11 protein-coding genes and 1 tRNA gene are annotated in these 11785 nt (G+C 72.3%); 6 read left to right on the top strand and 6 right to left on the bottom strand.

What is annotated here, in order from left to right:
• Positions 1–477: 477 nt before the first annotated feature.
• From ACFY9S_RS01010 to ACFY9S_RS01000, 3 genes are all read left to right on the top strand, one after another.
• Positions 478–846, top strand: coding sequence for a hypothetical protein (locus ACFY9S_RS01010; RefSeq protein WP_191845940.1), 369 nt, complete (start codon positions 478–480; stop codon positions 844–846).
• A gap of 136 nt (positions 847–982) precedes the next feature.
• Positions 983–1579, top strand: a complete 597-nt coding sequence (locus tag ACFY9S_RS01005) for a bifunctional DNA primase/polymerase (protein WP_391121069.1) — start codon at positions 983–985, stop codon at positions 1577–1579.
• Positions 1570–1643: transfer RNA gene (locus tag ACFY9S_RS01000), tRNA-Lys, on the top strand. Before ACFY9S_RS01005 ends, ACFY9S_RS01000 begins: the two co-directional genes overlap by 10 nt.
• 134 nt (positions 1644–1777) lie before the next feature.
• Here the strand turns inward: ACFY9S_RS01000 and ACFY9S_RS00995 are convergent.
• Entirely contained in the window at positions 1778–3073 is a 1296-nt protein-coding gene (locus ACFY9S_RS00995; RefSeq protein ID WP_391121066.1) for a M6 family metalloprotease domain-containing protein, read from the bottom strand.
• A gap of 277 nt (positions 3074–3350) precedes the next feature.
• Between ACFY9S_RS00995 and ACFY9S_RS00990 the strand changes: the two genes are divergently transcribed.
• The gene (locus ACFY9S_RS00990) at positions 3351–5216 is read left to right on the top strand and encodes an EAL domain-containing protein (protein WP_391121064.1); all 1866 of its coding nucleotides are present in this window, start codon (positions 3351–3353) and stop codon (positions 5214–5216) included.
• Here ACFY9S_RS00990 and ACFY9S_RS00985 read toward each other — a convergent pair.
• The 4 genes from ACFY9S_RS00985 to ACFY9S_RS00970 all read right to left on the bottom strand — a co-directional run bounded on the left by ACFY9S_RS00985 (position 5186) and on the right by ACFY9S_RS00970 (position 8634).
• The gene (locus ACFY9S_RS00985) at positions 5186–6304 is read right to left on the bottom strand and encodes an MsnO8 family LLM class oxidoreductase (RefSeq protein ID WP_391121061.1); all 1119 of its coding nucleotides are present in this window, start codon (positions 6302–6304) and stop codon (positions 5186–5188) included. The genes ACFY9S_RS00990 and ACFY9S_RS00985 overlap by 31 nt on opposite strands.
• Positions 6305–6421: 117 nt before the next feature.
• Positions 6422–6691 (bottom strand): hypothetical protein, encoded by a 270-nt coding sequence (locus tag ACFY9S_RS00980; protein ID WP_391121058.1) that lies wholly within the window; start codon positions 6689–6691, stop codon positions 6422–6424.
• 396 nt (positions 6692–7087) lie between these two features.
• Positions 7088–7819, bottom strand: coding sequence for an aspartate/glutamate racemase family protein (locus ACFY9S_RS00975; RefSeq protein ID WP_391121055.1), 732 nt, complete (start codon positions 7817–7819; stop codon positions 7088–7090).
• The gene (locus tag ACFY9S_RS00970; protein ID WP_102912611.1) at positions 7816–8634 is read right to left on the bottom strand and encodes an aspartate/glutamate racemase family protein; all 819 of its coding nucleotides are present in this window, start codon (positions 8632–8634) and stop codon (positions 7816–7818) included. Before ACFY9S_RS00970 ends, ACFY9S_RS00975 begins: the two co-directional genes overlap by 4 nt.
• A 198-nt stretch (positions 8635–8832) precedes the next feature.
• Here ACFY9S_RS00970 and ACFY9S_RS00965 point away from each other — a divergent pair, with 198 nt between their 5' ends.
• Together ACFY9S_RS00965 and ACFY9S_RS00960 are read left to right on the top strand one after the other, a co-directional pair.
• Positions 8833–9780, top strand: a complete 948-nt coding sequence (locus ACFY9S_RS00965) for an NAD(P)-dependent oxidoreductase (RefSeq protein ID WP_391121052.1) — start codon at positions 8833–8835, stop codon at positions 9778–9780.
• A 17-nt stretch (positions 9781–9797) separates the two neighbouring features.
• Positions 9798–11210 (top strand): amidase, encoded by a 1413-nt coding sequence (locus tag ACFY9S_RS00960; RefSeq protein WP_391121049.1) that lies wholly within the window; start codon positions 9798–9800, stop codon positions 11208–11210.
• Here ACFY9S_RS00960 and ACFY9S_RS00955 read toward each other — a convergent pair.
• Entirely contained in the window at positions 11191–11685 is a 495-nt protein-coding gene (locus ACFY9S_RS00955) for a DUF3830 family protein (RefSeq protein WP_180989809.1), read from the bottom strand. The two genes, ACFY9S_RS00960 and ACFY9S_RS00955, sit on opposite strands and share 20 nt — an antisense overlap.
• Between the last annotated feature and the right edge of the window lie 100 nt (positions 11686–11785).

Below are 11785 nucleotides of genomic sequence, written 5' to 3'. Positions count from 1 at the left end.
ACACCGCCGGCCGGAGGCCGCCGCGCCGCCGACGAATACAGCCCGGACGGCTGGGAGACCAACCACGCGGTGCCGGCGCACCCGGCGGAACACCGGGTGACCTGGCGACCCTGACCGGCACGCCGACTACGGGCCCCGTCCGCTCGACACACCGCCGGCCGGAGGCCGCCGCGCCGCCGACGAATACAGCCCGGACGGCTGGGAGACCAACCACGCGGTGCCGGCGCACCCGGCGGAACACCGGGTGACCTGGCGACCCTGACCGGCACGCCGACTACGCCCCCGCCCGCTCCACCGTGATCTGGCCGGAACACGGCGCCTCACGGAAGCCGTCACGAACACCGGGTGGTGGGGCGGCCGTACCCACTACCGCGATGCCCACTTGCGCGCCCGCGAGACAATGGACGGTGGCCCACTCCACCTGGGAGTCCCCCGCCCACGGGGGAGGGCCAGCGCGACGTACGAGGAGGAGAAGACATGGCGGAGCCCACGCCGCGTCGTAACGAACCGCGGCTACGCCCCGCGCCCCTGCTCTTCGAGCCCGCGGAGGCGGCCTCCGACCCTGAGCACTTCTTCGACCTCGAGTCGATCGACGACCCCCGGGCCCTGCTGGCCCGGGCCACGGAGCTGACGCTGGCGTTCCGGGCCGCGGCGGACCGGGCGGTGGAGTTCCAGGCGATGGCGGCGGCGCAGCTGGCCGATCCGCGCAGGTTCGACCGGCTGACGACGGCGGACATCGCCGAGCGGGCCGAGTGGACCGAGGACTACGCCAAGAAGATGGTCGAGTTCGGGCGGGATCTGATGCGGGGCGGGGCCGAGGGCCGAGGGCCCGGCGAGACCGCGTAGAACAAGCCCTTCCCGATGCCCTTCCCGATCATCTGGCATATGCCAGGCGGGCAAGATACTCCCTCCCACCCCCTCCTGTCCCGGTTTCCCGCAACCCTCGGGAACCGGGCGCTCACGCCGGGTAGACCTGGATGCCATGAGCAGCGCATGGAACGCCTCCGATGTCACCCCGGACGGGGCCGCCTGGCTCGCCTCGGCAGGAACGTATCCGCGAAGCACGCTCGCCCTCTGGGAGGAGCGGCCGGACGCACCGGTCGTGCTGCCCTGCGGGGCGGTCTTCGACGTCGTCAGCGCGCCCTCGACGTTCGGCCGGCGGATGCTCGACCGGCTGTGGGGCGACGGCCCGGGCTCGGGCCCGGTCGCGGAGTTCCGGGGGCGGATCCTGCTGTTCGCCGCCCCGGGGACGGCTCAGCGGCTCCCCGCCCTGCTGGAGTGGGAGGAGTGGGGCGCGCGGGACAGCCGGGGCACCACCCGGACGGACGCGGTGCCGCCGCTGCTCTGCCATGGCACCGGCGACGCCGTGACCGTCCCTGCTCCGTCGGAGAGCACCGCCCCCACCCGCCGCTCCGCGTCCCGCTGGCTCGTCGCCCCCGACACCCGTCAGCCGTGGCTCCCCGGCCCCGAGGTACTGCTCTGGGCGACCGTCCGGGCGGCCCGCTCAGCGGTGCGGATTTCGATTTTTCCTCCCGCCGACCAGGGTGCTAAGGTCTACGACGTCAGCAGGCGCCGCTAGCTCAGTTGGTTAGAGCAGCTGACTCTTAATCAGCGGGTCCGGGGTTCGAGTCCCTGGCGGCGCACGATGCCGGTGGCGGCTTGTGTTCGCAGACAATGCGAACACAAGCCGCCATCGTCGTTTCTGCGCGGCTTCGCCGCGCGCCGTGGGGGCCGCGCCACCCACACCCTCGCCACTCGGCGTTGCACCGCCGCCCTCTCACCGCCCCACCGCGATCTTCACCGTCCACGCCCCCGAGACCGTGCGTCCCTCCACCTTCACCCGGACGTCCTCCCCCGGCACCGTGAAGCTCTCCCCGATACCGATAGGCGCGTCCGCCAGGGGCGGGTAGACGGAGTCCTCCCAGCACGCGTCCGTGCGCGGATGGGCGTCGATCACCTCGATGGGCCCGTTCCCGGACTGCTCCCCGCCCCGCACCCGGTACACGAGCACGCCCTGCCGGCACGCTGCCACGTCGTTGCCCACCGGCCCGCGCGCCTCGAAGGCGAGCGCGCTGTCGGGCCCGGTCCGCACCACGGCCAGCTTGGCGCCCCGCCCGAGACCGAAGGCCGGCGCCCCCGCGGTCCCCGTCGTCGGCACCCCCGGCCCCGCCGCCAGCGGCTCCAGGGTCAGCCGGGTGGGCCCGGCGTCCCGCACGCACCGCACCTGCTGCGGATCCAGCCAGCCCAGCTTCCACTTGTGCCAGGCGAAGAGGTCCGGGGCGAGCCCGAACTGGCTGCCCATCAGGTCCCAGTCGCCGACGTGCGTGTCCCAGTCGCCCTTGCCGTCCACGGGCCGGTGGTACAGGTCGGGCAGGTCGAAGACGTGCCCGGTCTCGTGGGCGAGGACGAGCCGGTCCGGCGGGTGCTGCTCGAACACCGTGACGATCCGGCGCAGGTCGGTGCCGTCGGCCCGCAGCGGGCTCGTCAGGTTCACCACCTTGGTCGCGTCGGAGTCCACACCGGGCGCGTCCGGGTCGGCGACGAAGTACACGACGTCGTAGCGCGAGAAGTCCACCTGGGGGTCGGCCACGGAGAGGGCGTCGCGCAGGTAGGCGGCCCGGCGCCCGGGACTCCAGTCACGCTGTATGTCGTACGCGGTGGACGGCTGCGGCATCTGGATCCAGTGCCGCAGCGAGTGCGGGCGCAGGGTGAAACGGCCGTAGGAAGCACGTTCGAAGAAGCGGGTGGTGGCCGGGAAGTGGTCGGCGGTCAGCTCCTGTGGCGTGGTCAGCGGGTGGGAGTCCGGGAAGGACAGGAAGACCATCACCGCGTCCAGGGACCGGGCCGGGCGCGGATAGGCGGTGTTCCAGGTGTCCAGGCCCTCCGAGTGGTGGGCGTCGGTCCGGGTCAGGGCGCAGGGCGCGGCCGAGTCGGTCTCGGCGGCCGAGGGGCCGGTGCCGAGGGAGGTGGCGGCGAGCGCCGACATGGTGGTGAACACGGCCGCGGTGCTGCGCAGTCGGGCGCGCGGAAGCGGACGCGGCACGGGTACCTCCGGGTACGGATCGCGGGACACCGCACCCAGCCTGTGATGATTTGTCGTACCGCGCCCTGTTTGCCTGCACCGGTCGGGTGAAGGGGGCGAAAAATCGCGGAAGCCGACACCCCCGAAGCACTCACAGAACGTCACAACTGGTCGGCGGCCTGAAGAAGCCGTCCAGGCGCGTGCAGAAACGATCTGGCAGAAGGGCCGGTTGGCCGGGAAGACTGGACACCGGCTGGAAGGCCCCCGGGCCAGCCTCTATGATCGGCACACTTTCCTGACCTTTCCTGCACGGACAGAGATCGAATACATGCGGGAGCGAGCGGTGAGCGGAACCTCCGAAGGGCCGGCGCCCGCGGCAGACCTGGACCGGCCGGTCGTCACAGAGAGTGAGATCGACACGTCTCCCCGTACCGAGCCTCCGTCCCGGCTGCCCTACCGGTCCGTCTTCACGGCCGCCCCGCTCGCCATGGCCGTCGTGGACCGCGAGGGCATGGTCGTCAGCGCCAACGACTCGCTCGCCGCGCTGCTCGGCGGCAGCGCGGACGGGCTGGCCGGGTCGGTAGCCGCCGATCTGGTCGACCTCACCTCCGACGCCCGCAGCTGGCACGCCTACCGCGAGGTGCTGCGCGGACGGCAGTCCCGGCTGCGCTGCACGCGCCGGCTCAAGCACCCCGACGGGCGCTCACTGTGGGTGCAGGTGACGGTCACACCGCTGCCGTCCGACGACAGCGGTGTGCTGCTGTCCGTCGCCGACATCAGTGCCCGCCGGGAACTCCAGGCCCGGCTGCGCCACTTGCAGATGCACGACCCGGTGACCCGGCTGCCCAACCGCACGCTGTTCTTCGAGCGGCTGTCGGCCGCGCTGGAAGCGGAGTCGTACGAACAGAGCGGCACGGGCCGGATCGGGCTGTGCTACCTGGACCTGGACGGCTTCAAGGCCATCAACGACACTCTCGGCCACCGCGTCGGCGACCGGCTGCTGGCCGCCGTCGCCGAGCGCCTCACGCGCTGCGCGGACGAGGCCGGACACTCACGCACCAGCATTCCGCTGGTGGCCCGGCTCGGCGGCGACGAGTTCGCGCTGCTCGTCGAGGACTCCACCGGCACCGAACAGCTGGCCGAGCTGGCCGAGTCGGCGCTGCGGGCGATCCAGGACCCGTTCGACATCTCCGGCCAGCGGCTGTCGGTCTCGGCGTCGATCGGCGTCGTGGAGCGGCACGCGGCCGGCACGACTCCCACCGCGCTGATGCAGGCGGCGGATACCACGCTGTACTGGGCGAAGACCGACGGCAAGGCCCGCTGGACCCTGTTCGACCCGGAGCGCAACGCGCACCGCATGACCCGCCAGGCGCTCGCCTCCACGCTCCGGCCGGCCATCGAGCGGGGCGAGTTCCGGCTGGAGTACCAGCCGCTGGTCGGCATGGAGGACGACCGGCTGCACGGCGTCGAGGCGCTCATCCGCTGGAACCACCCGCAGTTCGGCGTACTGACGCCGAATCGGTTCATCGGACTCGCGGAGGAGGACGGTTCGATCGTCCCGCTGGGCCGCTGGGTGCTGCGCACGGCCTGTGAGCAGGCCCGCCGCTGGCAGCTGGACCACCCCGACGAGCCGCCGATCTTCGTCAGCGTGAACGTGGCGGTACGTCAGGTCTGGGACTCCGACCTGGTGGCGGACGTCGCGGAGACCCTGGCCGGGACGGGCCTCGCTCCGCATCTGCTCCAGCTGGAACTGACCGAGTCGGCGGTGATGGGCTCGGCGGGCCGCCCGTTGCAGACCCTGAAGGCCCTCAGCGACATGGGTGTCCGTATCGCCATCGACGACTTCGGCACCGGCTACTCGAACCTCGCCTACCTGAGCCGGCTGCCGGTGTCGGTGCTGAAGCTGGACGGATCGTTCGTGCGCGGCTTCCAGTACGACGACCGGGAGGCGGCCGCTCGCGCCAACCCGGCCGACGAGGTGGTCGTCGAGGCGATGATCCAGCTCGCGCACCGGCTCGGGCTGACCGTCACGGCCGAGTGTGTGGAGACCTCGGCCCAGGCGACCCGGCTGCGCAGCATCGGCTGCGACACCGGACAGGGCTGGCTCTACTCCCGTCCGGTGCCGCCGGACCGTATCTCCGAACTGCTGGGCACGCCGGACGTTCAGGCGGAGGCGGGCGTCGGCAAGCCGTAGGCGTCGGCGATGAGCTCGTAGGAACGCAGACGGACGTCTCCGCCGTGCGCGTTGGCCGTGATCATCAGCTCGTCGGCGCCGGTGCGCTTGGCGAGGTCGTCCAGGCCGGAGCGGACCTCGTCGGGTGTGCCGTGGACGACGTTGGCGTTCCAGGAGTCGACGAAGTCGCGCTCCATCGGGCTGAACTCGTAGGCCTCCGCCTCCTCCGGGCTGGGCACGAGGCCGGGGCGTCCGGTGCGCAGCCGGACCATGCTGAGGGCCGCGGCCAGCACCTGCCGGCGGGCCTCCTTCTCCTCGTCGGCGGCGAGCGCGGAGACGCCGATGAGGGCGTACGGCTCGTCGAGCACGGCGGACGGCCGGAAGGACTCCCGGTACAGGTCCAGGGCCGGGACGGTGTTCTGCGCGGAGAAGTGGTGGGCGAAGGCGAAGGGCAGCCCGAGGGTGCCGGCGAGGCGGGCGCTGAATCCGGAGGAGCCGAGCAGCCAGACCGGCGGGCGGTGCGGGGACTGGACGCCACCGGGGGACGTGGCCTGGACGGGGCCCGGTACGGCGTGGATGCGGCGGTAGGGGTGCCCGTCGGGGAAGTCGTCGTCGAGGAAGCGGATCAGCTCGGCGAGCTGCTGCGGGAAGTCGTCGGCGCCTTCGTTCAGCCGGTCCGCGCGGCGCAGGGCGGCGGCCGTGGCGCCGTCCGTGCCGGGGGCGCGGCCGAGGCCGAGGTCGATCCGGCCCGGGGCCATGGCCTCCAGCGTCCCGAACTGCTCGGCGATCACGAGCGGGGCGTGGTTGGGCAGCATCACACCGCCCGAGCCGAGCCGGATGCGGTCGGTGTGGGCGGCGAGGTGGGCGAGGATCACGGCCGGGGACGAGGAGGCGACACCCGGCATGGAGTGGTGCTCGGCGACCCAGTAGCGGTGGAAGCCGCGCCTCTCCGCGAGGCGGGCAAGGTCGACGCTGGTGCGCAGGGCGCCGGAGGCGGTGCGGCCGGACCCCACGGTGACCAAATCCAGTACGGAGAGGGGGACGGGGGCGCTGCCCCGGGCCGCGCCGCGTATCTCGTCTGCCGCGCCGCGTGTCTCGTCTGCCGCCACGGTGGGGTGCCTCCTGCTGTGGGCCGGGTGCTGTCGTTCCGGCTGTGGGCCGTGTGCTGTCGTTCCGGCCTTAACAGGGGACTGTCTCCGCTTATTCCTGACGAGGCGGCGGGGTGGTCAGGCGGCCCGTTCCCAGTCGCTGCGCACGCTGTCCTGCGGAGGCGGGCGGTCGGCCTTCTCGCGCGCCCGCAGGACGGACCACGCGAGGACGGCCGCGCAGGCGAGCCACCAGGGCAGCGGCCACATGGTGCCCCACCAGCGGGCCTGGGGGGCGAGGACGGCGTCCACGGCGGCGGAGGCCATGCCTGCGGCCAGGCACCAGCACAGCAGGCGCCCGGACAGCTGGACAGCGCTTGCGGGGAATCTGAACGGGCCCGGTTCGGCCATCGGGGAGTCCTTCACGGCACGACTGGCTGCGGACGTGGCCAGTGTGCACGGGATGGACAGCTGGAGGGGAACGCGCTTTCGGTCAACCCAAGGGCCGCTTGATACCGCGGAGTTGAGCATTCCTCAGCTTTAAGTGGAGTATTGCAGCCGATTTGCACCAGTCTGCCCCGAAGAAGGGGTGGGACCGATTCCGGCCCGCATGGAGGGTGTGCTCGAGGGCACGGCACCCTTTCTCAACCGCTCCGAGGCACTCGGACCGCATGACGACTGGTGCGTACCGGGTGGCGCGAGCGGCCGGTGTCTCAAGGAGAGGGCGTCAACCGCGGGGCGACTCGGGCCGATACCTGCTCGTCCCCTGCGGCAGCTGCCGCAGGGGACGAGGACAGGCCTTCCGCCTCACGCCTGGACGAGCGGCTCCCTCGTGAACAGCGCCCCCAGCTCCGGCGCGTTCACCCGCCGGTCGGCCAGGCGCAGACCCTCCCAGACCGTGACCTGGTTGGCGGTGAGGACCGGCTTGCCGAGTTCCTTCTCCAGGGCCGGGATGTGGGCCGCCGTGTGGAGGGCCGTGTCGGGGAGGAGGAGCGCGTCGGCATCGGGGTGGTCGGAGTTCCTGGCCAGGGCGAGGAGTTCGCTCTCGCCCCACGTGCCGACCTCTGCGGCCGTGATGATGCCGGAACTGCTGACCGACACGACCTCCACACCGGCCGCGCGGAGGAACTCCGCGAACAGCTGCGCCACGTCCTGCGGGTACGTCGCACCGATCGCGACCCTGCGCGCCCCCAGCTCCCGCACCGCGTGCGCGAACGCGAAGGACGTGGACGACGCCGGCATGCCGGCCGTCTGCGCCAGGGAGCGCACCTGCTCCTGCGCGCCGTCCCAGCCGTAGACGAAGCTGCCGCTCGTGCAGGCCCACACCACGGCGTCCGCGCCGGCGTGCCGCAGCTCCTGGACTCCCGCCGCGAGCCGGCCGGCGGAGCCCATCTCCAGCAGCGCGTCCACCCGGTGCGCGTCCTCACCGATGTCGGTGTGCACCAGGTCCACCCGGATGTCGCTGCCCAGCAACTGCTCGATGCGCGGATAGTCGTCCTCGGCGGAGTGGCCCGGGTAGAGAAATCCCAGCGCTGTCATGTCCAGCCTTCCTGCTGCTGCTGCTCTTCTTCCGGCAGTACGGGACCGGGGTGCGCCCCCGGCACTGCGGGACCGGAACGCGCCGCCGGATTGATCAGCGCTTGGTACGGCCCCACCGCACGGGTACCCAGTCGGCGCAGTGCCGCCCACATCGTCACTTGGTTGGCCGAGATCACCGGGATGCGCAGCTCGGCCTCCAGCTGGGGGATCACGTCGTAGGTGGGCAGGTTGGTGCAGCTGATGAACAGCGCGTCGGCGTCGTCGCGGACGGCCTGCCGCGCCATGTCCACCACCTCCCGGTAGGGGACCTTCCAGATGTGCCGGGTCAGCCCCATGAAGGCGCAGCCGGAGATCGTGACACCGGCCTGGGCGACGTAGGCCTCCAGGGACCGCGTCACCGAGACCGTGTACGGCGTCACCAGCGCCACCCGGCGTACGTCCAGCTCGACCAGGGCCTCCAGCAGCGCGCCGGAGGTGGTGATCGCCGGTACGGCACCGGCCCGGCTCATCGCCTCGCACATCGCCCGCTCGCCCATCATGCCGCCGACGAAGCTGCCCGACGTGCAGGCGTAGGCCACGACCTCGGGGGCGATCGCGTTGAGCGTGCGGACCGCCTCGCTGAGCGTCTCGTGCTCGCTGACCAGGCGTGCCAGGTCGAGACTCACCTCGACCGGCACGAACGGTGTGCGGGTCATATGGAGGGAGACCTCGTCCGGCACCCAGCGCCACAGCTCGCGGTCGAGTGCGAAGTCGAAGGGGGCGACGACGCCGACCCCGCGCTGCGGGCTGGGCCCGCCGAGAAATGAGACGTCCATGGCAGGCACCGGCCTCACGCTGGGCAACTAGTGTGCAACGGATCGTGGGAACGCCCGTGTTGACGACGGTAGGTTCGGGTGCGAGCGTGGTCAATCCGCCCGGATCACTCCTTGGTCAACACCGGGTTGAATCGTCGTCACCGGCGGCCGCACGAAGGCCGGCCGGCCCCCGCCGCACGGCTGGAGAAACGGCTGCTCATGCCCACTCCCACCCTTCTCGTCCTGGACGCCGAGCCCCTCCCCCGCCTCGGTGGCCTCACCGGTCGCGCCCGTATCGAACACACCGACGCGGCGGGACTCGCCACGCGCCTCCCGCGCGCGGATGTACTGCTGGTGTGGGACTTCACCTCGCACGCCGTGCGGGACGCCTGGCCGGGCGAGGGCCCGCGGCCGCGCTGGGTGCATACGGCCAGCGCCGGGGTGGACCATCTGATGTGTCCGGAACTCGCCGCTTCGGACACGGTGGTGACGAACGCGCGCGGCGTCTTCGACCAGCCGATCGCCGAGTACGTCGCCGCGCTCGTGCTGGCGATGGCCAAGGATCTGCCGCGGACGCTGGAGCTCCAGCGGGAACGGACCTGGCGGCACCGCGAGTCGCACAAGATCGCCGGAACCCGGGCCGTGGTGGTCGGCTCCGGGCCGATCGGCCGGGCGATCGCGCACACGCTGGGGGCGCTGGGCATCACGACGGCGCTCGTGGGCCGCGCCGCGCGCTCCGGCGTGCACGGCCCGGAGGATCTGGACCGGCTGCTCGCCCGGGCCGACTGGGTGATCGCGGCGGCGCCGCTCACGGACCGGACGCAGGGGATGTTCGACGCCCGCCGCTTCGCCCTCATGCAGCCGTCGGCCCGGTTCGTCAACATCGGCCGCGGCCGGCTGGTCGTCGAGGACGCGCTCGCCGAGGCCCTGGCCAAGCGCTGGATCGCGGGTGCCGCCCTGGACGTCTTCGAGGACGAGCCCCTGCCCGCCGAGAGCCCCTTGTGGCAGGCGCCGGACCTGATCGTGTCCCCGCACATGAGCGGCGACACCATCGGCTGGCGGGACGAGCTCGGCGCCCAGTTCGTGGAGTTGTACGAACGGTGGGCGGCCGGGGAGCCACTGACGAACGTGGTCGACAAGCAGCGTGGGTATGTACCCGGTCACTGACGTTCCCTGGAGGGTGGATGACCGAGCTCACCGAGCTGACCGCCGTACGGCTCCTCGACGGGTACCGCAAGGGCGAGTGGAGTCCCGTGGAGGCGACCCGGGCGGCGCTGGAGCGGGCCGAGGCGATCCAGCCGGAGGTGAACGCCTTCGTCCGGCTGACCGCCGAGGACGCGCTGGAGCGGGCCCGGGAGTCGGAGGAGCGCTGGCGGCGCGGTGAGCCACGCGGGCTGCTCGACGGGGTGCCGGTCACCGTCAAGGACATCCTGCTGCAGCGCGGGGCGCCGACCCTGCGCGGCTCGAAGTCCGTGGACCCGGCGGCCGGGCGCTGGGACGAGGACGCGCCGTCCGTGGCCCGGCTGCGGGAACACGGGGCGGTCTTCCTGGGCAAGACGACGACCCCCGAGTACGGCTGGAAGGGCGTCACGGACTCGCCGCTCAGCGGTGTGACGCGCAACCCGTGGGACCCCTCGCGCACGGCGGGCGGCTCCAGCGGCGGCAGCGCGGCTGCCGTGGCGCTCGGCGCCGGACCGCTGTCGCTGGGCACGGACGGCGGCGGCAGCGTCCGCATCCCGGCGTCGTTCTGCGGGATCTTCGCGCTGAAGCCGACCTACGGGCGGGTGCCGCTCTACCCGGCGAGCGCGTTCGGCACGCTGGCGCACGTGGGTCCGATGACCCGGGACGCGGCGGACGCGGCGCTGCTGATGGACGTCATCGGCCACCCGGACTCGCGCGACTGGTCGGCGCTCGCGGCCCCGGCCGGTCCGTACACGGACGGTCTGGCGGGCGGGGTGCGCGGGCTGCGGGTGGCGTACTCGCCCTCGCTGGGCGGGCAGGTGGCGGTGCGGCCGGCGGTCGCGAGGGCGGTGCGGCGGGCGGTGGAGCGGCTGGCGGAGCTCGGCGCGTACGTCACGGAGACCGACCCGGACCTGACGGACCCGGTGGAGGCCTTCCACACCCTGTGGTTCAGCGGGGCGGCCCGGGTGACCCAGCATCTCGGACCGAAGCAGCGGGAGCTGTTGGACCCCGGCCTGCGCGAGATCTGCGCACGAGGCGCCCGCTACTCGGCGCTGGACTATCTGGCCGCGGTGGACGTCCGGATGGACCTGGGCCGCCGGATGGGCCGCTTCCACGACACCTACGACCTGCTCGTCACGCCGACCCTGCCGCTCACGGCGTTCGAGGCGGGCGCCGAGGTACCGAAAGGATCCGGCCACCGGCGCTGGACGGGCTGGACCCCGTTCACCTACCCGTTCAACATGACGCAGCAGCCCGCGGCGAGCGTGCCGGTCGGCGCCGACGCGGACGGCCTGCCGATCGGTCTGCAGCTCGTGGCCGCCCGGCACCGGGACGATCTGGTGCTGCGGGCGGCCCACGCGCTGTACGAGGCGGGGGCGGGGTCCGCCGGCCGGCCTACGCCCTCCGGAAGCTGAGCGACTCCCCCGCCGCTCCCGACCTCCACAGGTCGTTGCACGCCTCGGCCATGGTCTCCAGGCCGTCGACGACCTGGCCCCAGACGATGCCGGGGACCCAGCCGACGTCGCCGTTCAGCAGCAGGTTGTTGCGTTCGTAGAACAGGGCCAGGTCGACGAGCGTGGTCCCGGCGCGGACCTCGCGGTCGTAGCCGTACGCCTTGGTGCCCAACTCCGCTCCCGCGAAGGTGAAATAGCACAGGTCGCCGGGAATCGGAGTGATGGTCGGGTTTTCCAGGGGTGGTTCGGCTTGGGCGAAAGGCGGGAAGAGGGCGTAGATCTCGTTGCGTGCGTACTTCGCGTGGTAGACGTCACCGGCCAGCGGAAGGGAATCCCAGACGGCCGCGCAGGTGATCGGCGCGCGGTCGTCCAGCAGCCTGGCCGTGCAGGTCACGTCGCGCTTGACCAGCGAGACTTCGATGTAGCGATCAGCCATGCCCTCCATGGGAGTGCCCACGGCCGCCATGGTCAAGGGCGCATCGGCGCGTATCGGTCCTAAAAAGATCGGCATAACTCGAAATGCTTCGGGTAGCCGC

Origin of the sequence: Streptomyces sp. NPDC012474, from assembly GCF_042955185.1 — a bacterium.
Lineage (GTDB): Bacteria > Actinomycetota > Actinomycetes > Streptomycetales > Streptomycetaceae > Streptomyces > Streptomyces cahuitamycinicus.
Note: the sequence above shows the minus strand (reverse complement) of the source record. Positions and strands in the feature narration are given on the sequence as shown.